This window comes from Mangrovivirga cuniculi (assembly GCF_005166025.1).
Lineage (GTDB): Bacteria > Bacteroidota > Bacteroidia > Cytophagales > Cyclobacteriaceae > Mangrovivirga > Mangrovivirga cuniculi.
This window is the reverse complement of record NZ_CP028923.1, coordinates 1806892-1830794: the sequence shown is the minus strand read 5'-3', so window position 1 is coordinate 1830794 and position 23903 is coordinate 1806892. Positions and strand designations below refer to the sequence as shown.

The following is a 23903-nucleotide window of genomic DNA, read 5'->3' as shown; positions in this document are numbered from 1 at the left end:
AATGGCCCCTTTTTATCTCTAGTAATACTCGATTTATCAGCTCACAATACTTCCTGGATTTACTTTTTCTCCGGGCTGAATAAATCTCAGATTCCCTTCCGAATCTTCAGCCATTAAAACCATTCCATTAGATTCGATACCCATCATTTTTCGTGGCGCCAGATTAGCTAATATACATACCTGCTTACCTACAACCTCTTCTGGCGAAAAATGCTGAGCTATACCAGAAAGAACTACCCTGGTATCAACACCGGTATCGATAGTTAATTTTAAAAGCTTTTTAGACTTAGGCATTTTTTCAGCTTCAGTAACTGTTCCAATCCTGATATCCAGCTTTATAAAATCATCAAAAACAATTTCAGGTTTAAGTGGGGCTACCTCAGTCTCTTGGTTTTCCTTTTCGTTTTCCTCTCTGATTGATTCAAGTTTAGCCATTTGTTCTTCGATCGTTTTATCTTCTATTTTATCAAATAATAAAGTTGGTTTATTGATTTTATGCCCGGCTTTTAGAAAATCATCTTCACCGGCATTTTGCCAGGTGAATTTACCAGATTCTATATTTAAAATCTCATTAAGCTTTTCGGCAGAGAATGGCAGGAAAGGTTCCATAACTACAGCAAGTGAAGCTGAAATTTGCAAACCGATATTCATAATGGTTTTAACCCTCTCCTCATCTTCTTTAATCAGTTTCCATGGTTCTGTATCAGCAAGATATTTATTTCCCAGTCTGGCCAGATCCATTAATCTTTGAGATGCTTCTCTGAATTTATACCCCTCTATCAGAGTGCCAATTTGAGAAGGTATATTTTTCAAATCATTCAAAACTTCCTTATCAAAATCCGATAGTTCTCCCCTCTCAGGAACTACGCCGTCATAATACTTTTGAGTAAGAACTGCTGCCCTGTTGATAAAATTCCCAAGTATGGCAACTAATTCACTATTGTTACGAGTTTGGAAATCCTTCCAGGTGAAGTTATTATCCTTAGTTTCAGGAGCATTCGCACAAATAACATATCTCAAGACATCCTCTTTACCTTTAAACTCCTCTAAATATTCATGAAGCCATATTGCCCAGTTTCTCGAAGTACTGATTTTATCTCCTTCAAGATTCAAGAATTCATTAGCTGGAACATTTTCAGGTAATACAAACTCGCCATGAGCTTTTAACATTGAAGGAAAAATAATACAATGAAAAACTATATTATCCTTTCCGATGAAATGAACTAGCTTAGTATCATCGTTTTTCCAGTAATCTTCCCAGTCATTCCCGGTGTTTTGCGACCATTCTTTTGATGCACTAATGTAACCGATCGGGGCATCAAACCAGACATATAATACCTTACCTTCTGCACCTTCAACCGGGACAGGAATACCCCAATCGAGATCTCTGGTTACCGCTCTCGGCTGTAGTCCGCCTTCAATCCAGCTTTTACATTGACCATAAACATTTGGTTTCCATTCCTTGTGGCCTTCTAATATCCATTCTTTTAACCATGGTTCGTACTGATCTAAAGGAAGATACCAGTGTTTAGTTTCTTTAAGAACCGGTTTTTCACCAGTTAGAGTTGAACGAGGTTCTATTAATTCATTTGGACTCAGGCTGGAGCCGCACTTTTCACACTGATCTCCATATGCATTTTCATTGCCACATTTAGGACAAGTACCTACTATATATCTGTCTGATAAAAACTGTTGTTCCTTTTCATCAAAATATTGTTCAGAAGTTTGTTCTACGAACTTTCCATCTTCGTACAATTTTTTGAAAAAATCAGAGGCTGTTTTATGATGAGTTTTACTACTTGTCCTGGAATATACATCGAAGCTAATACCAAATGATCTCAAAGAATCTTCGATCATTTTATGATATTTGTCCACAACTTCCTGAGGTGTTTTACCTTCCTTTTTTGCCCTTATTGTAATCGGAACCCCGTGTTCATCACTTCCTCCCAGGTAATGAACATCATTTCCTGCCAGTCGCAGGTATCTGACATAAATATCTGAGGGCACAAAAACTCCGGCCAGATGTCCGATGTGAATGGGGCCATTAGCGTAGGTTAAAGCTGAAGTTACTGTATATCTTTTAGGTGAATTACTCATATTGTTTTCTTTGACTGCAAAGATAACTTTTTATGAGAATTATACTCCTTAATATATGATTTTCCGGATCACTCCGAGCTAGGTAAAATTATATTAAATGTGTTACCGGAATTTTCCGGATGATAAGTTATTTCGCCTCCCAATCTCAATGTTGCTTTTTTAGCAATATTTAGCTCCAGACCGGTTTTATAAGCTATTGGAGCAACTCTAAAGAACATGTCGAATATATCTTCCCTATATCTTTCAGGAACCTGAATACCATTATCTAATACTGTAATTCTAATTACATTTTCAGCTGAATTTGAGATTTTCATACATACCTTCAATAATTCATCCCCTTTATAGTTCAGGGTGTTTTCAAGCATATTTTCCAGTATAAGTCTTAAGAGATGTTCATCTCTATTCCAGACAGTTCCTTTTTCAACTTCAAAATCATAGACGATATCAATATTTTTATTAGTCTCTGTCAGTTTGGTGACAGTTTCTCTTACAAGAGTCTCCAGGTAAACACTGTCTTTTTTTAGTTTGTGCTTATAAATGGTATGGATAACCATAAGGCGACTTAATACAAACTCCAATTCTTTAGTCTCATCTGAGACCATTTGGAAATAATTTTTAGACGTTTTTTCAGGAGCTTCCAGCAGTCCGAGATAACTTAAACCGTTAATTCTGGCTAAAGGACCCCGAAGATCATGAGAGGCTTTGTAAATAAACAGGTCAAGTTCTTTATTAGTATCAGTAAGGTCTTTATTTGCTTTTTGTAATTCTTTAGTCCTTTCTTTAATCATTTCTTCCTGAAAGGCATTGACATTACTTAATTGTTGATTTTGTTGTTCAATAGTATTTTTTGCTGCTTCAACTTTAAGATTTGCTTCTTCTAGCTGCTTATTAATCTTAGCCATTCTGACTTTGCTAATATAAATGATAATAGCAGAGAGTACCAATATTAATACTATTGCCACTAAGAGAATGATAAACAAGCGATTCTGTTTGATTTTTTGATCTCTAACAGAGATTTCACTTTGCTTTTGCTCTTCCAGGTAATCTTTTTGAACGCGTGCTATTTTATTATATACGTCTTCACCTAATATTTTTTCTCTGATACTATCGTGCTTCACCTGATATTTAAGGGCATTTTTATATTCACCAAGTAGTTCATAAACCTGACCTTTAAGCTTATAAACAGAAAGTAATTCTTGTTCTACATTTAATTCTTTAGAGTAATATAAAACTGAATCAAGGTAAATTGATGCAGAATCTAAATAGCCGGTATTCATTTCAACTTCTGCTTTTACCCTTAAAACACTCGGCATTAATAACCTATCATCGGTAGCTCTTTCAGTAATATATGCTAAATCAACATAGTATTCTGAGCTATCATATTGTTCTAAGTTATTATAAACTTGAGCCAAGCCGATATAGCTATAGGATATGTTAGCTGAATCTCCTTGTAAACGAGACAATTTTTCTGATTCAAAAAATAGTTTTTTGCCTTTGAACTTTGCTCTAAATCAATATAGATATGCCCAATGTTATTTAAATTAATAATAATACCTTCGTATCTATTTAATGATTTATTAATTTTCAATGCCTTCTGATAGTACTCTAAAGCAGTCTGGTTATCTTTTATTTCATCATAAACCAAGCCAATATTACCATTTGATATAGCTATTCCCACAGAATCATTCAACTCTTCCATCATAACGAGAGCCTTAAAATGATATTCCAGAGAAGCTTCATAATCTCCAAATCGTCTATAGAGATTTGCCAGATTATTTAAATAACTTCGTACTTGATATGAATTATTATTTTCCTGTGCGACTTCTAATGCCTTTTTAGCATATTCTAAGGATAATTTAAATGATCCTTTCTTTTTGTAAACAAGAGCAATATCATTTAATACTTTAGCCTCCCATTCTTTATCATTTAAATTTTCTGCAATTTCTAAAGCTTGAAAATCATAGTAAAGAGCAGAATCAAAACTAATACCCCAATATTCATATCCTAAATCATAAAGGACTTTAATTCTTTCTTCTGTCGATGAATGGCTTAATATATCTTTTAATTCTTGGATTCTATCGTTTGTATTTTCTAATCCCGTATTATTCTCTTGAGAAAATCCTTTGAAAAAACATATAAGATAAATGCAAAAAGTAATTAAAAAAAATTGAATTTATATAAATTATTCCTCATATAATATAAAAAAAACTATATCTATTTGTAAGAATACAACAATCTCATTTTTAACACCTTATAATAATATAATAATATTTACATTTTAAATATTATCTTATATATTCGCTTTAGATTTTAATTTTTCTAAGTGTTGGAATAATTAAATCAGGAGCTCCTACCTAAGATTTGCTTTTTTCTAAATGCAAATATTCAATTATTTAATTGTTAAAAAATTCGTAGTGCATTCGAATGTATTCGTGAATATATGAATTTGCATTAATATTTCTAAATAAAAAAAATCAAGTTTTTTAAATAAAAAACTTCTAAAAGTTAATAAAACATATAAAACTAATAATAATGACAAATGCTATGAAAAATCTCTACAAAACTTTTGTAATCGCAGCTATTATCTCTTTCACATTTGCTTGTGAAACTGAAACCGTTGAACCTCAATTACCAGAAGATGAAAAAGCTGAAACTATCAAGCGTGGTGAAGATATCAGAGGTGAAGTAATCAAACGCGGTGAAGACATCAGAGGATAATCCATTTAATCATTTTAAACATTCAAACTTTTAACGCTATGAAAAATCTCTACAAAACTTTTGCAATCGCAGCTATTATCTCTTTCACATTTGCTTGTGAAACTGAAACCGTTGAACCTCAATTACCAGATGATGAAAAAGCTGAAACTATCAAGCGTGGTGAAGATATCAGAGGTGAAGTAATCAAACGCGGTGAAGACATCAGAGGATAATCCATTTAATCATTTTAAACATTCAAACTTTTAACGCTATGAAAAATCTCTACAAAACTTTTGCAATCGCAGCTATTATCTCTTTCACATTTGCTTGTGAAACTGAAACCGTTGAACCTCAATTACCAGATGATGAAAAAGCTGAAACTATCAAGCGTGGTGAAGATATCAGAGGTGAAGTAATCAAACGCGGTGAAGACATCAGAGGATAATCCATTTAATCATTTTAAACATTCAAACTTTTAACGCTATGAAAAATCTCTACAAAACTTTTGCAATCGCAGCTATTATCTCTTTCACATTTGCTTGTGAAACTGAAACCGTTGAACCTCAATTACCAGAAGATGAAAAAGCTGAAACTATCAAGCGTGGTGAAGATATCAGAGGAGAAGTAATCAAACGCGGTGAGGACATCAGAGGATAATCCATTTAATCATTTTAAACATTCAAACTTTTAACGCTATGAAAAATCTCTACAAAACTTTTGCAATCGCAGCTATTATCTCTTTCACATTTGCTTGTGAAACTGAAACCGTTGAACCTCAATTACCAGAAGATGAAAAAGCTGAAACTATCAAGCGTGGTGAAGATATCAGAGGTGAAGTAATCAAACGCGGTGAAGACATCAGAGGATAATCCATTTAATCATTTTAAACATTCAAACTTTTAATAGTCATGAAAAAGTTATTAGCAATATTATCAGGCGCAGGAGTTATTATCTCAATCACTGCATTTACTTTAAATAACGATCAGGAAAATCAAATAAATAAGGAAATTAAAGTAGAAACAGAGGTAGTTACAACTAATCTGGCGACAGACAGAATAGAAACAGACTTCAGATAATTAACGTCCTGAAAGCCAGATTAATTTTGGTCACAATTAATTAACAGATAATAACCTGTTTTATACGATCTGTTTGTGTAATTTTGCGCCCAAATTAAATGGCATATGCAGGAAATTAGAAATGTGGCGATCATTGCCCACGTTGACCACGGTAAAACTACATTGGTTGACAAAATTATTTATGCGAGTAAATTATTTCGCGATAACGAAGAGTCAGGAGAACTGATTCTTGACAATAATGATTTGGAAAGAGAACGAGGGATTACTATTCTTTCCAAAAATGTATCTGTTAAGTATAAGGACGTAAAAATAAATATCATTGATACTCCAGGTCACGCCGATTTTGGTGGTGAGGTAGAGAGAGTATTGAAAATGGCTGATGGTGTTTTACTTTTAGTCGATGCTTTTGAGGGACCTATGCCTCAAACAAGATTCGTATTAGATAAAGCGATCAAATTAGGCTTGAAGCCAATTGTGGTAATAAATAAGGTTGATAAACCGAACTGCCGTCCGGATGAAGTTCATGAGCAGGTTTTTGATCTGATGTTCAATCTTGATGCAACTGAGGAGCAGTTAGACTTTCCTACCATTTACGGGTCTTCAAAAGAAGGCTGGATGAGTACTGACTGGAAAAAGCCAACAAATGAGATAACCCCGTTATTAGATGCAATATTGGAATTTATTCCACCAGCACCAAAAAACGAAGGTACTCCTCAAATGCAAATTACATCTTTGGACTTCAGTTCGTTTACTGGTAGAATTGCAATTGGTAGAATCTACCGTGGAATGATTGAGGAAGGCAAACAATACGGTCTTTGCAAAAAAGATGGTTCTGTAAAGAAAGTAAAAGTCAAAGAAATTCAGGTTTTCGAAGGTCTGGGAAGACAAAAAACCGAGAGAGTTGAAAGCGGAGATATTTGTGCATTAGTAGGTATTGAAGGCTTTGATATTGGAGATACGTTAACTGATATTGAAAATCCTGAACCACTACCACGGATTGCTATCGATGAACCTACCATGAGTATGTTATTTACAATTAACAACTCTCCTTTCTTTGGTAAAGAAGGTAAGTTCGTTACTTCAAGGCACCTTAGAGACAGGCTTTTTAAAGAAACTGAAAAGAACCTTGCTTTAAGAATTCAGGAAACTGAAAGCGAAGATAAATTCATTGTTTATGGTCGTGGAGTTCTTCATTTATCTGTACTCATTGAAACTATGAGAAGAGAAGGTTATGAACTTCAGGTTGGACAACCACAGGTACTTTACAAAGAAATAGATGGTGTTAAGCACGAACCAATTGAATCATTAGTTGTTGACGTACCAGAAACTACTTCAGGCAAAGTAATTGAACTTGCAACTCAAAGAAAAGGTGAGTTAGTAGTAATGGAGCCTAAAGGAGATTTACAACATTTAGAATTCATCATACCATCAAGAGGATTGATTGGTCTTAGAAATCAGGTCTTAACTGCCACTGCTGGTGAAGCTATAATGACTCACCGATATAAAGGATATGAACCTTTTAAAGGTCCAATCCCCGGTAGAATCAACGGATCGATCATCAGTATGGATGCCGGGCCATGTACAGCATATTCTATAGATAAGTTACAGGATAGAGGAACATTTTTTATTGCTCCTGGTGATGAACTATATGCCGGACAGGTAATTGGAGAGCATTCACGTGATAACGACCTGGTAGTAAATGTTCAAAAAGGAAAGAAATTAAGTAACGTGAGAGCTTCAGGATCGGATGAAAGTGTAAAAATTGCACCTCCGAAAAAATTTAGCCTTGAAGAAGCATTAGAATATATTCAAAAGGATGAATATCTTGAAGTGACTCCTGAAAATATGAGAATGCGAAAGATCTATCTTGATGAAACCGAAAGAAAACGGATGAATCAAAAACAAGATCAATAAAGAGTAAGTATAAAAATAAAAAGCTGTCCAGGAGGACAGCTTTTTTTACCACTACACACGATCAACAATTTCAAGTGACTCAACACTTGATTGTTTTCTTAAACCAAATAATAAACACTATTTATTTCCTAATTATAAAACAGTGATTAACAATCTTTTATTGTTCTCCCTGTCTAATATTATTAACGCAATATAATTATTCTAGGTTATAAGTTAGTCCTGACCTAATGTACTATTTGAAAGTTTTTATTGAATATTTTCAAGTATTTATATGAATTTTAGACCTATTAAATAATTGTAATTATCACACACATCCCCTAACCGACTCATTTACAGAAAAATAATTATTAACCTTAAAATAAAGCTTACTTGCTAATTATATGTTCGCAAAACATTAATAGTGCTTAACAATATTAGCAATAAAACTTAATAACATTGTACAAAACCAAGATGAGCAGATAGATTGAATAATTGAAAAATATTCAGATAAAGATATTATTTATCATCTCAATAATTATTTTTTTATCGAGATAGAAAAAAAATTATACAGTGTAAGGTTTTATTCATTAGAAATTAAAAATTAAAAAAGGGCCGACATGCGACCCTTACTTGTATAAAAGTATTATTAGTCTAATTACTTTTTCCTCATTTGTTCAAGCATATCCCACATTTCAGGAGTTACTTCTTCCAGCATATTAAACTGCCCGGCACCTTTTAACCATTCACCACCATCAATAGTAATAACATCGCCATTTACGTAAGCAGAATAATCAGACATTAAATAAGCAGCAAGATTTGCTAATTCCTGATGTTCGCCATGTCTTCCTACAGGAACTTTATTTTTCATACTAAACTTTTCAGCAAGATCACCAGGTAGTAGTCTTTCCCATGCTCCTTTTGTAGGAAAAGGTCCAGGAGCTATTGCATTTGTTCTGATATTATATTTGGACCATTCAACTGCCAACGATCTGGTAAGTGCTAAAACTCCAGCTTTCGCACATGCCGATGGAACTGTATAACCAGTACCCGTCCAGGCATAGGTAGTAACTATATTCAAAAATACTCCTGGCTCTTCATTATCTATCCATTTTTTTCCCATCGCCAAAGTACAATTGTATGTTCCTTTTAAAACTATATCAACTACCGTATCAAATGCACGGTGAGAAAGCCTTTCTGTTGGAGAAATAAAATTACCTGCAGCATTATTTAAAAAGCCATCTATCTTACCAAAATGATCTAATGTATCATTAATTACTTTTTCAATTTGTTCGTAATCTCTGATATCACATGAAAGGGGAAGAACCTTACCACCGGTTTCATCTTCCAGTTCTTTAGCTGATTCTTTAAGAACATCTAATTTTCTACTGGTAATCACAAGATTAGCTCCTAACTCTAGGAAATATTTTCCCATTGATCTTCCCAGACCAGTTCCTCCACCTGTAACTACAATAGTTTTTCCTTTTAGAGCATCCTCTTTTAACATTCCTTCGGTATATTTCATTGTTTTTGATGGTTTATTGACGATATTTTGGTTTTAATTGCGCTCAATATACAAAATCAAACCAACTTTAATACCTATGAAAATATATTACTTTTTGATATTCATCATGCTTTCCAGTTGCGTAGTATCTAAAAAAAGACATGATGAGGCTTTGGTTGAAAATTCCAGACTATTTGCAGAAAATGCTGCATTAAAAGATTATAAAAAGGCTTTAATCAAAAAAAATGAATATTTAGAATCGCGGAATGATTCACTTCGATCTAAATTGAAACAAACAAAAACAGAATTAACCAGTAGCCTGTCTGATAAGGAAAGACAACTTGTAGACAAGGAGAATAAACTTGATTCAGCGATCAAGGTTAATGAAAAGCTTTCATCTGACCTAAATAATAGAATTGCTAAAATTCAGGAATTAGAGACTTTAATAGAAGAAAAAAATGCAGCTGTTGAGAAAATCAAAAATATCGTAAGTAAGGCACTTTTAAATTTCAAAGAAAATGATCTGACAGTAAGTATTAAAGAAGGTAAAGTTTATGTTTCACTATCCGAGCAATTACTGTTCAAATCAGGAAGTAAAGAAATAGATCCTAAAGGAAAAAAAGCTTTGAATCAATTGGCTGAAGCAATAAATACACAGGAAGACATTAATATAATGGTGGAAGGCCATACAGATAATGTACCGATAAGTGCTCAAAGCAAATACATGAATGATAATTGGGACCTATCTGTAATGCGAGCTACGGAAGTAGTTAGAACGCTTATAAATAATGGTATAGATCCAAAAATTGTCATTGCTTCAGGAAGAGGTGAATATCACCCGGTATCGAGTAACGAAAATTCAGAAGGCAGATCGAAAAACAGGAGAACAGAGATTATATTAACCCCAAATCTTGACGAACTCTATCAGATATTATAAAAAGAAGCCCGATTTAAAACCGGGCTTCTTTTATTAAAATTCATTTTGGATTACTTTCTGTCCTTTTAAAAATAATTTATGAATGTGGTTTTGTGCGTAATTGTAGGGTATAAAATCTAAGGAAGGAATTTCATTAGTAATTATGAAGTCTGCCTGTTTTCCTTTTGCGATACTTCCGACCTTTTCTGACATTTCCAGAGCCGCAGCAGCATTAATAGTTGATGCATTGATTGCCTCTTCAGGCGTCATCCTCATCTGAACACATGCCAGGGACATCATAAAATTCATATTTCCGGTTGGGGAGCTACCCGGGTTAAAATCTGTCGCAAGACATACCGGTAAACCAGCTTCAATCATATCTCTTGCAGGGGGATAAGATGTACGAATAAAAAATGCAGCTCCCGGTAAAAGAGTAGGAATGGTATTACTTCCTTTTAAAACTTCGATCTCTTCATCTCCACTGGATTCGAGATGATCTACACTAATTGCACCGCATTTAACTCCAACCTGAACACCTCCTGAGAAATTGAGTTGATTAGCATGTACTTTTGGTTTCAGACCGTATTCTGATGCCGCCAATAATACTCTTTCTGTCTCATCTTCAGAAAAAAATCCTTCCTCACAAAAAACATCACAATATTCGGCCAGCTTTTCTTCAGCAACCTGAGGAATCATTTCCTTTATTACCAGGTCAAGATAATCTTCTTTGTTCATACCTTTCGGTACGGCATGGGCACCAAGAAAGGTGGTTTTAACATTTAAAGGAGTCTCCTCTCCTATTCGTTTGGCAACGCGAAGCATCTTGATTTCATCCTTCACTGTTAAACCATATCCACTTTTTATTTCAACAGTGCCTGTGCCCATTGACATAATTTGATTTGCTCTTACAAGAGTCTGCTCAAACAAATCATCATCCGAAGTTTCTTGTAATCTCTTCGCACTATTAAGAATCCCTCCTCCTCTTCGGGCTATTTCTGCATAGCTAAGCCCATTGATTTTATCAACAAATTCTGACTCCCTGGTTCCAGCAAATACCAAATGAGTATGGGAATCAACCCATGCAGGAAGGACAATTCTGTCTGTGGCATCTACCTCTTCTATATTTGACAGTTCTGAAGGAAAGTCTTTCATCTCCCCGAAATTTTCTATTATACCATTTTTGATATGCATCCAGGCATTCTCAATTGTCGGTACAGATTTTATTTCTTCACCAGAAACGATTTTTCTTATTTTTTCTTCAACCTGGGCTAAGGTTTTTATGTTTTTCACTACTAATTCCATAGTGTAAAAATAAAAAAAGGGACTCGAAAGTCCCTTTTTATATATCAATAATGTCAAAATATTACTTTCCAAATGCTTCTCTGGTATTCTCAAGCTTTGTTGCAAATACCGGAAAGCTGATTTTTCCTAATATATAGAAACCCTGAGTTTTAACAGTTGGTCTGAGTCCGGTTTCAATGTTGTAACTCCATCCCCAGGTTCTATTAAATTTACCTTGTATTCCTGCTCTAAAGCCAAATTTTGTTAATTCGATATTGTCAGCACTATATATTTCACCGTTATAGAAAACATCTTCTACCTGTAATCCGGGAGCATAGATCAGATCAAAATATGTGGTGAACATCAGATCATTTATCAGGACTCCAAAACTTCTATCCGGATCAACAGCAATATTTTTATACCAGGACATTGACCCTCCCAGGTAAATTGCATAGCTACTCATATTTGAATAGACCTTTGCATCATCAGGGAAGGGTTCACCTGAAGGTGAGCTCATTGTTGTCCCCTGATTTTTCATTGCCCGATCAAGGTCTACTGAAGAATCATAATATATTCCTCCTAATCTGGCTCCATAAATCTTTCTTACTTTACTTGGTATTTTTATAAGCTCGGGGTAGACGCAGCCCATTTGTTGTTTTTTCTATATCGGTCAGAATATAGAACTATCTTTGTTTCCGAGTCAGATTCAAAATCTTTTATATGATAAGTAACACCAGCCTCATAATAGTTTAGAATATTCCAGGGCGATTCTATGTTTGTATTTACTGTTGAATTTTTAATTGCTGCATCTCTGGTAAGATCAAATGACTGGCCATAAGCTTTTCTTGCAGCAGCTCGGATTTGAAGCTTATCTTCTAATAGGTACTCAGCTTCCAGTCCAAACCCTATATTAGTATTTGTACTCCAAACCTCTCCATAAAGTGGCTGAAAATGAATAAATAACTTTTTCGTATCGTATGGGTCATCGTATAACTCTTTATAAGTTACAGTTTTACCCTGCCCAAATACATTTACCGCTCCAGCGACAAATAATATTATAAAAAAAGTGAAAAGACGTTTGACCACAGTATAAAAAAATTTTTACAACATATAAATATAGTGATATTCAGGGATATTCTAAAGTATTCCAATATCAATACAATAATACTTATAAAATTATATCTCTTCAACTAGATAATTAGTAAATACCATGATATTGAATTATGATGTAAGAACTGGAATGTAATTAAATTTTTAAAATGATTTCGTATTTTCGCTCCAATGAAGTCTAGGCGAAAACATCCTTATTGTCTGAATTGTTATGCTCCACTAAAAATAGAGGATAATTATTGTCCTAAATGTGGTCAGGAAAATACAGATCAAAATGTCTCAGTAGGTATAATATTATCAGAATTTATTTCCAATGCATTTGCACTTGATGGAAAACTTCCTAAAAGTTTTATTCCATTTTTATTTAAACCTGGTAAACTAACTAATACTTATAATTCCGGAAAAAGAAATAAATATTTCAATCCCATCAGAATGTACCTGGTTCTATCGCTATTCTATTTTTTTGTGATTGGATATATCGGGAAGAATGTTGCTGAGAAGATAGAAAAACAGACTGAAAATGTTTTGAATGGGTCAGCATCAATAGATCAAAATGCTTCCGGAAAAATTGATTCTATCTTAAATCAAAATACAGACAAAAAAATTAACTTGGATTCACTCAAAAATACAATAGAAAATGATACCGGGTTAAAAATACCTGATTCAGTATTGACTAATAACAAGGATTCAACTGATGAATTAAAAAATGATTACGATGAAATTGTCAAATGGAGTGAAGACAGTTACCTGGATAAACTATATAAACTAGCAAAAAATGAAAGTCTTTCGATAGAGGAATGCATGGATAGCCTTGATGTAAATAGATCTGAGAAGTTGACATATTCGGCTACCTATCAAACGATAAAAGTTATAAGAAGCGATAAAAAATATTTGACAGGTTATATTTTAAAAAACCTGCCTCTTATGATGTTTATTCTTTTACCAGTATTTGCGCTCTTATTGAAAGTTTTATATTTAAGTAAAGACACACTTTACATTCATCATATAATCCATGCGCTATACCTGCATTCTTTGGCCTATTTGGTTTATGGCATAGTATTACTGATCCAATTTAAATACGATCTGAGTGCAAGCATAGCTCTTTACGCTTTCATCCTGGTAACTACCTATAGTTACATATCATTCCTTAATGTATATAAACAGGGTTGGTTTAAAACTCTAATTAAATTCAATATCCTGGGATTTTTCTATATTTCCTTTTTACAAATTGCCTTTGCAATAGAAATTATACTGAGTTTATATCTATTTTAAAATAAAAAAGCTGTACAAAATTGTACAGCTTTGCGATTCTTTTATTTTTTTATTTTTATAGAACCTTTTCCAGTGCCTTTTCATGGGCATTAATTATTTTATCTATGTCTTCTTCCTTTAAAGAATAAGAAAGAAACCAGGACTCATATTGAGCCGGTGGTAAATATACACCTTCATCCAGCATAGCCTGAAAATACTTACCAAACAATTCGGCATCACATGTTTTAGCAGTTTCCAGATCAGTCACTGTTTTATCAGTAAAGAAGACAGAGATCATTGACCCTAGTCTATTGATAGTATAAGGTAAATTCTTTTTATCGTGAATTTCCTGAATACCTATATGTAGTTTTTCTGTAAGGGTACTTAAAGTTGTGTATACCTCTGGATTATTCTTTAAATGATTTAGCATAGCCAAACCTGCTGCCATGGCAACCGGGTTACCTGAAAGTGTTCCAGCCTGATAAACCGGGCCTGTTGGCGCAACAAATTCCATGATTTCTTTTTTACCTCCGTAGGCACCTACTGGCATTCCGCCTCCGATAATCTTACCCAATGTAGTCATATCAGGAATCACTCCGTAAACTTCCTGAGCTCCCCCCGGAGCTAATCTAAATCCAGTCATGACTTCATCAAAAATCAATAATATCCCATTATCATCGCATCTCCTTCTAAGCCCTTCTAAATATCCATCATTAGGAAGAACGCAACCCATATTTCCTGCAACAGGCTCTAGAATTATCGCTGCAATATCATCACCTGTTTCCCCGATTAATTTATCGACTGAATCAAGATCATTAAATGGAACGGTCAAAGTATCATTTGCTGTACCCTGAGTTACACCAGGACTATTTGGTGTACCTAGTGTCATCGCTCCACTTCCGGCTGCTATTAAAAAGCTATCACCATGACCATGATAGCATCCTTCCATTTTAATAATTTTATTTCTGTTTGTATATCCTCTTGCCAGACGAATAGCAGACATGGTGGCTTCAGTACCTGAGTTTACCATTCTTACCTTTTCAATGGAAGGAACCATTTCAGTAATCAGTTCTGCAATTTCAACCTCCTTAGCATTAGGAGCTCCAAATGATAATGAATTCCCTATGGCTTCTCTTACAGCACTCTCTATCTCAGGGTGAGCGTGCCCAATTATCATCGGGCCCCAGCTATTGATTAGATCATAATAAGCATTCCCATCCTCATCATACATATAAGCTCCTTTAGCCGACTTTATGAATAAAGGATCTCCACCTACAGCTTTAAAAGCCCGAACGGGAGAATTTACTCCTCCGGGAATATAGTTTTGAGCTTCGTTAAATAATTTTTTACTTGTCTCTATTGATCGGTTCATATTTTAGATCTTCTATTTGGTCCGGAAGCAATAATTTAGCATCCACAAATTGAATAATTGGTGTGTACCTGTTATCATTTGACTGAAAGAAATTGTAAGCAGGGGTTAATTGACCTTCAAAATACTGATCGTCAATCTCTAACTGAAAATATTTTCCGTTATTTTCCATTTGAGTTCCAAAATAGTACATCAAGTCGAAACCAAGACATAGATACTTGGATGGTAAAGTGCCGGTTTTACCGATATAAAATCTTCTGAATGAATCAAATGTGCCATTTTCACGATCAACATAATCGGTAGAAATGATTCTTACCCCAAGTCTTTCTACCTGGTCATATGATAGTGTACTGATATCGAAAATTTCATCTGTTGTTATCATTGGAATCTTTTCATCTCTGATATCAAGAGTACTAAGCGCTTTGGCTATTAGTCTTTTATCATGAGTAGCAAGAAAAATATGACCAACACTATCCTCTGCAACCTTAAAAACACGGTCATCATTCATCTTAGCCAGGAAGTCCATTGATTCCTGAATTTCATCAACTTCCACTTTTCTGAAGATAAGGTTGGTAAAACCTTCATCTACCAGATATTTACGATAAGTGGCAGCCATCAGACTATCTCTGTTATTGTCAGAATAAAAAATCATATAATTTTTATTCCTGTTGAGATTTTGAGCGGCATAGTTTGCAGCGTTCATTGCCTGTGTAACGTAGCTACTTTTTAGTAGATAACTGAATGGGTTTTCAGTTATATACTCAACTTTATCACTTAACGGATGAATGACATTTATTTTTTTATCAAAACCAAATTGAGAAACCGCTTTAAAAGGCCCTTCATATAATGGCCCTATAATTAAATCCATACGATCAAGATCTCCGGATTCAATAATTTTAGCAGTATGCAATGAGTCAACCTTGGTGTCAAAGGCAAATAATTTAATATTCACCCCATTCCTTTCAAGTGAATCGATGGCAATTTTTATCCCTTCATAAAGGTCCATCACAAAGTTTTTCTTTGTTTTAGCCCCTCTAAAACGATCGCTTTGAAAAGGCAGCATCACTGCTACATCATATTCATCTTTCTTTATATTTCTCAATCCTCCGAGAGCATTATATCTCTCAGCATCAAGATCATATTCTTTTACCAGAAAATCTAAAAGATTTCTGTCCTGCTCATAAAGTGGTTGAAGATAACTTCTTTCTGCGAGTAAAATAGCAAGATCTTTATCCTTAGGGTATTTTTGAAGCAACTCTGTGAGATAACTTAAATCGCTTACTGCAAGAAGGTAATACATTTTCATATTACGACCTTCTTCCCTGAGGTTTTTATTTTCAATTGACTTGAGCATCTCCACTGCTTCAAAGATGTTTCCGGACTGAAAATAAGCATCTGCCAAACCGTATTTAACCTCATCAATGTAAGGCCAATCAGGGTATTTGTTTAGTATTTGCAAATACATACTTTTAGCTCTGTCAAGTTCACCTAATCGCAAACTGGATAGTGCGTAATAATAAGAGGCTAATTCTGCATAAGCTCCTCCATAATTTTCAGTCTCAAGTACAGTCTCAAAATTTTCACGAGCCAAGGCATATCTGCCTTCTCTGAAAAGTGATTTACCATTTTCATATCGAAGCTTTGCTGATTCTTGAGCAAAAATGTTCAGCGTTGCAAAGCAAAAAATCAATAACAGAAAGAATTTCTTCATAATAAGATCATTTTCTCTATTCCCACTCGATAGTTGCAGGTGGTTTAGAGCTAATATCGTAAACAACTCTGTTTACGCCTTTTACTTTATTTATAATAGTATTTGAAATCTCCGCAAGGAACTCATAAGGTAAATGACACCAATCAGCAGTCATTCCATCCACACTGGTAACAGCTCTTAAAGCTACTACTCTTTCATAAGTTCTTTCATCACCCATTACTCCAACAGAATTAATTGGTAATAGAACAGCTCCTGCCTGCCAAACCTGATTGTATAGATTTGCAGTCTTCAAACCTTGAATAAAAATGTAATCTACTTCCTGAAGTACATGAACCTTCTCCGGGGTAACGTCTCCAAGAATCCTTATTGCCAGACCAGGTCCGGGAAAAGGATGCCTGTTGAGAATCGCTTCATCAAGCCCCAACGCTGACCCCACTTTTCTAACTTCATCCTTAAATAAACTATTTAATGGCTCTACCACTTTTAAGTTCATTTTTTCAGGAAGACCTCCCACGTTATGGTGAGATTTGATAGTTGCTGAAGGTCCTTTTACAGAAACAGATTCAATAACATCCGGATATATCGTACCCTGAGCAAGCCACTTAACTTCTTGTATTTTATGAGCTTCAGTATCAAATACATCTATAAAAACTTTTCCGATGGCTTTTCTCTTAGCCTCAGGATCAGTTTTACCTTTTAATTCATCATAAAATAAATCTTTTGCATCAACACCTTTTACGTTAAGGCCCATATGCTTATAAGACTCAAGAACATCTTCATATTCATGTTTTCTTAGTAATCCGTTATCTACAAATATACAATGTAGATTTTTACCAATTGCTTCATGAATAAGCATTGCTGCAACGGAGCTATCCACTCCACCAGAAAGCCCAAGCACTACCTTATCATCTCCCAACTGCTCTTTTAATTGCTCAACAGTTTCATCAATAAAATGAGCCGGGGTCCAGTCCTGACTACAATCGCAAATATTAACGATAAAATTCCTCAATATTGCCTTTCCATCAGTTGAATGTGTTACCTCTGGATGGAATTGAATTCCATAAGTGTCTTCTCCCTTTACATGATAGGCAGCTACATTAACAGATCTTGTTGAAGCTATGATCTCGAAAGATTCAGGCAGATCTTTAATCGTATCACCATGCGACATCCATACCTGGCTATCAATATCTACTCCATCAAATAATGGATTTAATGAATTGACTTTGCTCAGGTTTGCTCTTCCGTATTCTCTGTTCTCTGAAGGAGTTACAAAACCACCTTCAGTGAATGCTAATAGCTGGGCACCATAACAAACTCCTAAAATTGGTAATTTACCGCGGAATTTTTCGATTGGAATTCTTGGCGAATCCTCATCTCTAACTGAACAAGGACTACCAGAAAAAATTACACCTTTGACATTTTCAGAGATCTCCGGAATATTGTTATAAGGATGGATCTCACAATAAACATTTAGTTCGCGAACACGCCTGGCTATCAGCTGTGTATACTGCGAACCGAAATCGATGATAAGTATTTGCTCTGACATGGGCACAAAAATAACACCCTTTATCAGTTAATACCAGTCAATTTGATAAGAATTAATATAAACTACCCGCGAAGGAAGAGGTGATAAATATAACCAGCGTAAACAAGAAGGAAAACAACTCCTTCATAACGAGTAATTACTGATCTTTTTCCCACTATAATTGAGAGAATAAGTAAGCTGGAACTGATTATGATCATTAATACATCTGTATTATTTACTGTCTCGAATTCAATGGGATTAATGATGGAGCTAATTCCCAATATCCATAACAGATTAAAAATATTGCTTCCTATAACATTCCCTACAGCCAATTGCGTTTTTCGTTTGGACACTGCTACAAGGGATGTAACCAGTTCTGGTAATGAAGTTCCGAGTGCAACTAATGTCAAGCCTATAAAACTTTCACTAAAACCAAAAATTCTGGAAATTTCAATGGCTCCGTCTACCACCCATTTACCTCCAAAGAAAAGCCCTAATATACCAATAACTATAAAAGCTATACTTTTCACCACAGGTTGAGTAGTGATCGTACCTTCTATTACGTTATCTTTCTTTTCTCTTGCATAGTTATATATGTATCCTAGAAATAAAGCGAAGAAAAATAGCAATACTATCCCTTCGCCAAAATCAAGCATCAGTCCATTTCTATGATTAGAAAATATTGCAACATTAGCCAGGTAACCAACAAGTAGTGTAGCTGTTAAGCTAAAAGGTATCTCAATAAAAAGTGTGTTTTTCTTTATTGGCAGATTATTCACACATGCTGATAACCCCAGTACCAATAAGATATTTGCGACATTTGAACCCAGGACATTACCCACCCCAATTTCACTTTTCCCCTGTATACCAGCCATTATATTCACCAAAAGCTCTGGCATACTGGTACCAATCGAAACTATGGTCAAACCAATAATAAAGTCGGAAATATTATAACGCTTAGCAAGGGATGAAGCACCTTCAACCATTATATCGGCTCCCTTAACCAAGATAACAAATCCAACAACAAACAGAATGTAGACCATGACCTGAAAAAATTTAAACCCTGAAGTTATAAAAAGGAATTAATTGAGCAAAGAATCATTCTACGAATCATTCGGAGTTTACGATGAATTGGGCAACTTTTAATAAAGCCTTATTGGCCTCGGGTAAACTCGGTGCTAAAAAATGCCATACGTGAAACATTTTGTCCCAGATATCCAACTCCACCCTATTTCCAGAAGAGGCTGCTTTCTCAGCAAGTTTTACAGCATCATGAAGGAGGATCTCATGGCTACCTACCTGAATAAACATTGGTGGAAGAGAATATAGATCACAACCCAGAGGTGAAGCATATTCTTCATCCGATTTTATTTGTTCATCTGTTGCATAATAAGAAGCCATCCATTTCAAGTCTGACGGCTGAAACATGTGATCTTTACCTGAAGGAAGGTCATAAATCCCCGAATTCACATCCAAATTTACCCACGGTGATAACAATACAAGGCTATCAACATTCGGTTTTAATTTGTCTCTACGGTACAAGGCTGTTGCAAGTGCCAGACCTCCACCACTGGAATCTCCCATTAAGTGAATTTTTTTTATCTCCGGATAGCCTTCACGGAGGTGATCGATCACCAGACTAATCTCCTCTAAAGCTTTTGGATACTTATTTTCCGGAGCCAAACTATATTCAACCCCAAAAACCGGTAGGTGGCAGGATTTGGAAATCTGACCCATAAGAGATAAATGTGTTCTCACAGATCCAAAACAATATCCACCACCATGAATAAAAACGATAGCTTGCTTTTCATTTACCTTTCCTGATGTTATTCGGGATACTCCGGTTCTATTCACTTTGAACTTCACCTGTTCAAGTCCTGATAAATGACTTACTTTTGACGCTAGTTTATTAAATACTTTTCTAACGACCTTCGGATGAGCAGTTCTGCCTCCTCTCTTTTTATCTTGAAGAGAAAGCAAATATTTGTAGTAACTACTCTTAATACTGGCCATTATAATAATCCTTTGGTTGACGGTAATTGATCTAATTCATTCTCATTTCTTGACACAGCCAATTTAATCGATTTAGCCCAGGCTTTGAATATTGCTTCAATTTTATGATGTTCATTATCTCCTTCCACCTTAATATTCAGGTTTGCTTTCGCAGAATCGCAGAATGATTTAAAAAAATGATAAAACATTTCAGTTGGCATGTCACCAATCATTTCTCTTTTAAATTCAGCATCCCAGACAAGCCACGGCCTACCACCGAAATCAATGGCCACCTGAGCTAAGGAATCATCCATAGGCAGTAAAAATCCATATCTGTTAATGCCTCTTTTATCTGTTAATGCCTCCAGAAATGCTTCACCTAATGCAAGTGCTGTATCTTCAATCGTATGATGTTCATCAACCTGTAAATCCCCTTTAACTTTTATAGTAAGATCTATACCTCCATGTTTGCCAAGCTGATCGAGCATGTGATCAAAAAAACCAAGTCCCGTATCAATATCTGTTTTTCCCTTTCCGTCAAGATTTAGTGTAATGCTGATGTCTGTTTCATTCGTTTTCCTGATTACGGCACCAGTTCTATCCGGCATAGCCAGAAACTTTGCTATTTCGTCCCATGAATTGGTCGATAAAACAGCCTCTTCGGATTTCCAATCACCGACAAAAATGCCTTTAGCACCCAGGTTTTTTGCTAGTTGAATATCAGTTTCACGATCTCCAATAACATATGAACTTTCCAAATCAAAATTACCATTAATATACTCTGACAGCATTCCTGTACCAGGCTTTCGTGTAGGTAAGTTTTCATGCTCAAAAGATCGATCTATATGTATTGCATCAAAGACAATTCCTTCAGATTCTAATATCTCAAGCATTTTTTCCTGAGCAGGCCAGAATGTATCTTCCGGAAATGAATCTGTTCCCAGACCATCCTGATTTGTTACCATAACCAAATAGTAGTCGGTTAATTGACTGATCTTTTTCAAATTTGAGATTGCTCCTGGTAAAAAAGACAGTTTCTCGAGACTATCTACCTGAAAATCTGATGGAGGCTCTACGATAATTGTTCCGTCTCTATCTATAAAAAGTACTTTTTTCATTTAATTCAAGTATTTAATTTATCAACAACTAAGGTTGTTAATTCACTGAGCAATATGTCGTTTTCATTTTGGGTTCCAATAGTAATTCTCAAACAATCATCACATAAAACTACATTAGAACGATTTCTTACGACTACACCTTTTTTAATTAAACTTCGATATAATTCTGCTGCCTTTTCAATCTTAACCAGAATGAAATTAGCATCTGAAGGATATACATTTTTTACTGCCGAAAGTTTAACAAATTCCTGAATTAATCTTTTCCTTTCGGCAACCAAGGATGCTACCCATTCATCAACCTGTTTGTAATTATCCATTGCTTTTGAAGCGGCTTCTTGAGTTGCTTCATTCACATTATAAGGTGGCTTAACTTTATTTAGATAAGCCACTATTTTCGGATCAGCATAGGCCATCCCTAATCTAAGTCCGGCCATCCCCCATGCTTTTGAAAATGTTTGTAAAACAATCAGATTAGAAAATTCTTTCAATCGATGGATCCAGCTTTGAGAAGTAGTAAAATCAATATACGCCTCATCAATAACCACAATTCCATTAAAAGATTTAAGAATATTCTCAATATCCTTTTCATGCATCAGATTACCAGTTGGATTATTAGGAGAGCAAAGAAAGATGAGTTTTATTGTTTCATCCTTGTCAATGGTTTTACTAATTGCTTCAACATCCAATTGATAATTTTCTAAAAGAGGAACTTCAGAACATTCTACATTATTAATGTCTGCTGAAACTTTATACATTCCATAAGTAGGTGGAGTAATCATCACCTTATCTTCTCCAGGTTCACAAAATATCCTGAAAAGAAGATCTATTGGTTCATCACTTCCATTTCCTAAGAATATTTTACCTTGATCGATCTTTTTAAGAAGTCCCAGTTTATCTTTTACATTTTGTTGTAAAGGATCCGGATATCTATTGTACTTATTACCGTCTGCTGAACCAAAGGGATTTTCATTCGCATCAAGAAAAACTGAAGCAAGGCCATCAAACTCATCTCTGGCAGAAGAATATGGTTTCAATGCCTTTATATGAGTCCTAATTAGATTATCTATGTTAACCATTTGAAGTAAGTTTAGATAAACGAATCTTTACAGCATTTTTGTGAGCATCAAGATTTTCAGCTTCAGCCATTTCCATCACGGTATTGCCAATATTTTGCAAGCCTTTTTCCGTTATCTTCTGAAAGGTTATTTTCTTTACAAAACTATCAACGGATACTCCACTATATGCCCGGGCGAAACCATTAGTAGGCAACGTATGATTAGTACCACTTGCATAATCACCTGCAGATTCAGGAGTATAGTTACCAATAAAAACTGAACCGGCATTAATTATTTTACCGGAAATTTCATCTGCATTTTCGCCGCATAATATAAGGTGCTCCGGAGCGTAAGAATTAATCAATTCAACAGCGTTTGTTTCATCAGTCATAAAGATAGACATTGAATTCTCAAGAGCTTTGGCTGCTAGGTCTTTCCTGGGAAGGTTTTCCAGCTGAATTGTTAATTCATTCTGAACCTTTTGAATCATATCTTCTTCTATGGTCACAAAAACCACCTGACTATCTACACCATGTTCAGCCTGAGAAAGAAGATCTGCAGCAATAAATTCAGGATCAGCATCTTTACCAGCATAAACCAGAACTTCAGAAGGACCCGCAGGCATATCAATTGCAACACCTTCACTATTCAATAGTTGCTTCGCTGCTGTTACATATTGATTTCCTGGACCAAAGATCTTATAAACCTGCGGAACAGATTCTGTACCATAGGCCATTGCAGCGATGGCTTGTGCTCCTCCTATCTTGTAAATTTCAGAAACACCGGCAACCTTAGCAGCATAAAGCATTGCAGGATGTACTCCGGATTTTTTATTTGGAGGTGTACACAAAATTATTTCTTTACATCCAGCTATTTTAGCCGGTATAGCAAGCATTAATATCGTAGAAAACAAGGGTGCTGTTCCTCCAGGGATATATAAACCGACTTTCTCTATCCCTACAGATTTGCGGTAACATGTTACACCGGGCATCGTTTCTACCTCTTTTTCCTTAATTACCTGGCTTTCATGAAATTTCCTGATATTAATTGCTGCCTGGTCAATTGCAGACTTTAATTCTGCAGAAATTGTTTCTTCAGACCTGGAAATTTCTTCACCGGTAATTCTGATATTTTCAATACCGATACCGTCAAACTTCTGGCAATATTTATCCAAGCCAGTATCACCTGATTTTTTAATTTCTTCAAGAATCGGTTTCACCACCTTTTCCATCTCTGAAATATCAGAGGTTGGCCTTGCCAGTATTTCTTTCCAATTACTGCGTGATGGGTTCTTAATTATTTTCATTGTTC

General features: G+C 35.0%; 24 protein-coding genes. 9 read left to right on the top strand and 15 right to left on the bottom strand.

What is annotated here, in order from left to right; genetic code table 11:
- Nucleotides 1–36: 36 nt before the first annotated feature.
- The 3 genes from metG to DCC35_RS22035 all read right to left on the bottom strand — a co-directional run bounded on the left by metG (nt 37) and on the right by DCC35_RS22035 (nt 4039).
- On the bottom strand, nt 37–2097 hold the full coding sequence (gene metG / locus DCC35_RS08145) for a methionine--tRNA ligase (protein WP_137090313.1): 2061 nt from the start codon (nt 2095–2097) through the stop codon (nt 37–39).
- Nucleotides 2098–2165: 68 nt separating this feature from the next.
- Nucleotides 2166–3509, bottom strand: a complete 1344-nt coding sequence (locus DCC35_RS08140) for a sensor histidine kinase (RefSeq protein ID WP_137090312.1) — start codon at nt 3507–3509, stop codon at nt 2166–2168.
- Entirely contained in the window at nt 3485–4039 is a 555-nt protein-coding gene (locus DCC35_RS22035; RefSeq protein ID WP_394347722.1) for a tetratricopeptide repeat protein, read from the bottom strand. The genes DCC35_RS08140 and DCC35_RS22035 overlap by 25 nt, the downstream gene beginning before the upstream one ends.
- 602 nt (nt 4040–4641) lie before the next feature.
- Between DCC35_RS22035 and DCC35_RS20645 the strand changes: the two genes are divergently transcribed.
- The 7 genes from DCC35_RS20645 (at nt 4642) to typA (ending at nt 7784) form a co-directional block, all read left to right on the top strand.
- Nucleotides 4642–4815 carry a hypothetical protein gene (locus DCC35_RS20645; RefSeq protein ID WP_175402763.1) on the top strand — a complete coding sequence of 58 codons (174 nt, stop codon included), beginning with the start codon at nt 4642–4644 and terminating at the stop codon, nt 4813–4815.
- Nucleotides 4816–4853: 38 nt separating this feature from the next.
- Complete coding sequence (locus tag DCC35_RS20640; protein ID WP_175402762.1) at nt 4854–5027, top strand: hypothetical protein; 174 nt, start codon at nt 4854–4856, stop codon at nt 5025–5027.
- Nucleotides 5028–5065: 38 nt separating this feature from the next.
- Nucleotides 5066–5239, top strand: a complete 174-nt coding sequence (locus DCC35_RS20635; protein WP_175402762.1) for a hypothetical protein — start codon at nt 5066–5068, stop codon at nt 5237–5239.
- 38 nt (nt 5240–5277) lie between these two features.
- Complete coding sequence (locus DCC35_RS20630; protein WP_175402761.1) at nt 5278–5451, top strand: hypothetical protein; 174 nt, start codon at nt 5278–5280, stop codon at nt 5449–5451.
- A 38-nt stretch (nt 5452–5489) separates the two neighbouring features.
- Nucleotides 5490–5663 carry a hypothetical protein gene (locus DCC35_RS20625; protein ID WP_175402761.1) on the top strand — a complete coding sequence of 58 codons (174 nt, stop codon included), beginning with the start codon at nt 5490–5492 and terminating at the stop codon, nt 5661–5663.
- A 39-nt stretch (nt 5664–5702) separates the two neighbouring features.
- Nucleotides 5703–5870: a hypothetical protein gene (locus tag DCC35_RS20620; protein ID WP_175402760.1), complete on the top strand. Its 168-nt coding sequence runs from the start codon at nt 5703–5705 to the stop codon at nt 5868–5870.
- Nucleotides 5871–5975: 105 nt separating this feature from the next.
- Entirely contained in the window at nt 5976–7784 is a 1809-nt protein-coding gene (gene typA / locus DCC35_RS08125) for a translational GTPase TypA (protein WP_137090310.1), read from the top strand.
- A gap of 634 nt (nt 7785–8418) precedes the next feature.
- Here typA and DCC35_RS08120 read toward each other — a convergent pair.
- Complete coding sequence (locus tag DCC35_RS08120; RefSeq protein ID WP_137090309.1) at nt 8419–9285, bottom strand: SDR family oxidoreductase; 867 nt, start codon at nt 9283–9285, stop codon at nt 8419–8421.
- A gap of 76 nt (nt 9286–9361) precedes the next feature.
- Between DCC35_RS08120 and DCC35_RS08115 the strand changes: the two genes are divergently transcribed.
- Entirely contained in the window at nt 9362–10201 is an 840-nt protein-coding gene (locus tag DCC35_RS08115; protein ID WP_137090308.1) for an OmpA family protein, read from the top strand.
- Between the two features lie 33 nt (nt 10202–10234).
- Here the strand turns inward: DCC35_RS08115 and hutI are convergent, their stop codons facing one another.
- The 3 genes from hutI to DCC35_RS08100 all read right to left on the bottom strand — a co-directional run bounded on the left by hutI (nt 10235) and on the right by DCC35_RS08100 (nt 12547).
- Nucleotides 10235–11482, bottom strand: coding sequence for an imidazolonepropionase (gene hutI, locus DCC35_RS08110; RefSeq protein ID WP_137090307.1), 1248 nt, complete (start codon nt 11480–11482; stop codon nt 10235–10237).
- A gap of 61 nt (nt 11483–11543) precedes the next feature.
- Complete coding sequence (locus DCC35_RS08105) at nt 11544–12110, bottom strand: hypothetical protein (RefSeq protein WP_137090306.1); 567 nt, start codon at nt 12108–12110, stop codon at nt 11544–11546.
- Entirely contained in the window at nt 12083–12547 is a 465-nt protein-coding gene (locus DCC35_RS08100; RefSeq protein ID WP_137090305.1) for a hypothetical protein, read from the bottom strand. Before DCC35_RS08100 ends, DCC35_RS08105 begins: the two co-directional genes overlap by 28 nt.
- Before the next feature lie 195 nt (nt 12548–12742).
- Here DCC35_RS08100 and DCC35_RS08095 point away from each other — a divergent pair, with 195 nt between their 5' ends.
- The gene (locus DCC35_RS08095; protein WP_137090304.1) at nt 12743–13843 is read left to right on the top strand and encodes a DUF3667 domain-containing protein; all 1101 of its coding nucleotides are present in this window, start codon (nt 12743–12745) and stop codon (nt 13841–13843) included.
- A gap of 55 nt (nt 13844–13898) precedes the next feature.
- Here the strand turns inward: DCC35_RS08095 and hemL are convergent, their stop codons facing one another.
- The 8 genes from hemL to hisD all read right to left on the bottom strand — a co-directional run bounded on the left by hemL (nt 13899) and on the right by hisD (nt 23898).
- Nucleotides 13899–15194 (bottom strand): glutamate-1-semialdehyde 2,1-aminomutase, encoded by a 1296-nt coding sequence (gene hemL / locus DCC35_RS08090; protein WP_137090303.1) that lies wholly within the window; start codon nt 15192–15194, stop codon nt 13899–13901.
- Complete coding sequence (locus tag DCC35_RS08085) at nt 15169–16902, bottom strand: tetratricopeptide repeat protein (protein WP_137090302.1); 1734 nt, start codon at nt 16900–16902, stop codon at nt 15169–15171. The genes hemL and DCC35_RS08085 overlap by 26 nt, the downstream gene beginning before the upstream one ends.
- Before the next feature lie 16 nt (nt 16903–16918).
- Nucleotides 16919–18448: a glutamine-hydrolyzing GMP synthase gene (gene guaA, locus DCC35_RS08080; protein WP_137090301.1), complete on the bottom strand. Its 1530-nt coding sequence runs from the start codon at nt 18446–18448 to the stop codon at nt 16919–16921.
- A 62-nt stretch (nt 18449–18510) separates the two neighbouring features.
- Nucleotides 18511–19470 (bottom strand): calcium/sodium antiporter, encoded by a 960-nt coding sequence (locus DCC35_RS08075; RefSeq protein ID WP_137090300.1) that lies wholly within the window; start codon nt 19468–19470, stop codon nt 18511–18513.
- 67 nt (nt 19471–19537) lie between these two features.
- Nucleotides 19538–20440 (bottom strand): alpha/beta hydrolase, encoded by a 903-nt coding sequence (locus DCC35_RS08070; RefSeq protein WP_137090299.1) that lies wholly within the window; start codon nt 20438–20440, stop codon nt 19538–19540.
- On the bottom strand, nt 20440–21537 hold the full coding sequence (hisB, locus tag DCC35_RS08065; RefSeq protein ID WP_137090298.1) for a bifunctional histidinol-phosphatase/imidazoleglycerol-phosphate dehydratase HisB: 1098 nt from the start codon (nt 21535–21537) through the stop codon (nt 20440–20442). The genes DCC35_RS08070 and hisB overlap by 1 nt, the downstream gene beginning before the upstream one ends.
- 5 nt (nt 21538–21542) lie before the next feature.
- Nucleotides 21543–22613: a histidinol-phosphate transaminase gene (gene hisC / locus DCC35_RS08060; protein WP_137090297.1), complete on the bottom strand. Its 1071-nt coding sequence runs from the start codon at nt 22611–22613 to the stop codon at nt 21543–21545.
- On the bottom strand, nt 22606–23898 hold the full coding sequence (gene hisD, locus DCC35_RS08055) for a histidinol dehydrogenase (protein WP_137090296.1): 1293 nt from the start codon (nt 23896–23898) through the stop codon (nt 22606–22608). Before hisD ends, hisC begins: the two co-directional genes overlap by 8 nt.
- Between the last annotated feature and the right edge of the window lie 5 nt (nt 23899–23903).

Excerpts from the sequence above, each read along its gene's own strand:
- metG (WP_137090313.1), bottom strand. The coding sequence starts at position 2,097 with ATGAGTAATTCACCTAAAAGATATACAGTAACTTCAGCTTTAACCTAC.
- DCC35_RS20645 (WP_175402763.1), top strand. The coding sequence starts at position 4,642 with ATGAAAAATCTCTACAAAACTTTTGTAATCGCAGCTATTATCTCTTTC.
- DCC35_RS20640 (WP_175402762.1), top strand. The coding sequence starts at position 4,854 with ATGAAAAATCTCTACAAAACTTTTGCAATCGCAGCTATTATCTCTTTC.
- DCC35_RS20635 (WP_175402762.1), top strand. The coding sequence starts at position 5,066 with ATGAAAAATCTCTACAAAACTTTTGCAATCGCAGCTATTATCTCTTTC.
- DCC35_RS20630 (WP_175402761.1), top strand. The coding sequence starts at position 5,278 with ATGAAAAATCTCTACAAAACTTTTGCAATCGCAGCTATTATCTCTTTC.
- DCC35_RS20625 (WP_175402761.1), top strand. The coding sequence starts at position 5,490 with ATGAAAAATCTCTACAAAACTTTTGCAATCGCAGCTATTATCTCTTTC.
- DCC35_RS20620 (WP_175402760.1), top strand. The coding sequence starts at position 5,703 with ATGAAAAAGTTATTAGCAATATTATCAGGCGCAGGAGTTATTATCTCA.
- typA (WP_137090310.1), top strand. The coding sequence starts at position 5,976 with ATGCAGGAAATTAGAAATGTGGCGATCATTGCCCACGTTGACCACGGT.
- DCC35_RS08120 (WP_137090309.1), bottom strand. The coding sequence starts at position 9,285 with ATGAAATATACCGAAGGAATGTTAAAAGAGGATGCTCTAAAAGGAAAA.
- DCC35_RS08115 (WP_137090308.1), top strand. The coding sequence starts at position 9,362 with ATGAAAATATATTACTTTTTGATATTCATCATGCTTTCCAGTTGCGTA.
- hutI (WP_137090307.1), bottom strand. The coding sequence starts at position 11,482 with ATGGAATTAGTAGTGAAAAACATAAAAACCTTAGCCCAGGTTGAAGAA.
- DCC35_RS08105 (WP_137090306.1), bottom strand. The coding sequence starts at position 12,110 with ATGGGCTGCGTCTACCCCGAGCTTATAAAAATACCAAGTAAAGTAAGA.
- DCC35_RS08095 (WP_137090304.1), top strand. The coding sequence starts at position 12,743 with ATGAAGTCTAGGCGAAAACATCCTTATTGTCTGAATTGTTATGCTCCA.
- hemL (WP_137090303.1), bottom strand. The coding sequence starts at position 15,194 with ATGAACCGATCAATAGAGACAAGTAAAAAATTATTTAACGAAGCTCAA.
- DCC35_RS08085 (WP_137090302.1), bottom strand. The coding sequence starts at position 16,902 with ATGAAGAAATTCTTTCTGTTATTGATTTTTTGCTTTGCAACGCTGAAC.
- guaA (WP_137090301.1), bottom strand. The coding sequence starts at position 18,448 with ATGTCAGAGCAAATACTTATCATCGATTTCGGTTCGCAGTATACACAG.
- DCC35_RS08075 (WP_137090300.1), bottom strand. The coding sequence starts at position 19,470 with ATGGTCTACATTCTGTTTGTTGTTGGATTTGTTATCTTGGTTAAGGGA.
- DCC35_RS08070 (WP_137090299.1), bottom strand. The coding sequence starts at position 20,440 with ATGGCCAGTATTAAGAGTAGTTACTACAAATATTTGCTTTCTCTTCAA.
- hisB (WP_137090298.1), bottom strand. The coding sequence starts at position 21,537 with ATGAAAAAAGTACTTTTTATAGATAGAGACGGAACAATTATCGTAGAG.
- hisC (WP_137090297.1), bottom strand. The coding sequence starts at position 22,613 with ATGGTTAACATAGATAATCTAATTAGGACTCATATAAAGGCATTGAAA.
- hisD (WP_137090296.1), bottom strand. The coding sequence starts at position 23,898 with ATGAAAATAATTAAGAACCCATCACGCAGTAATTGGAAAGAAATACTG.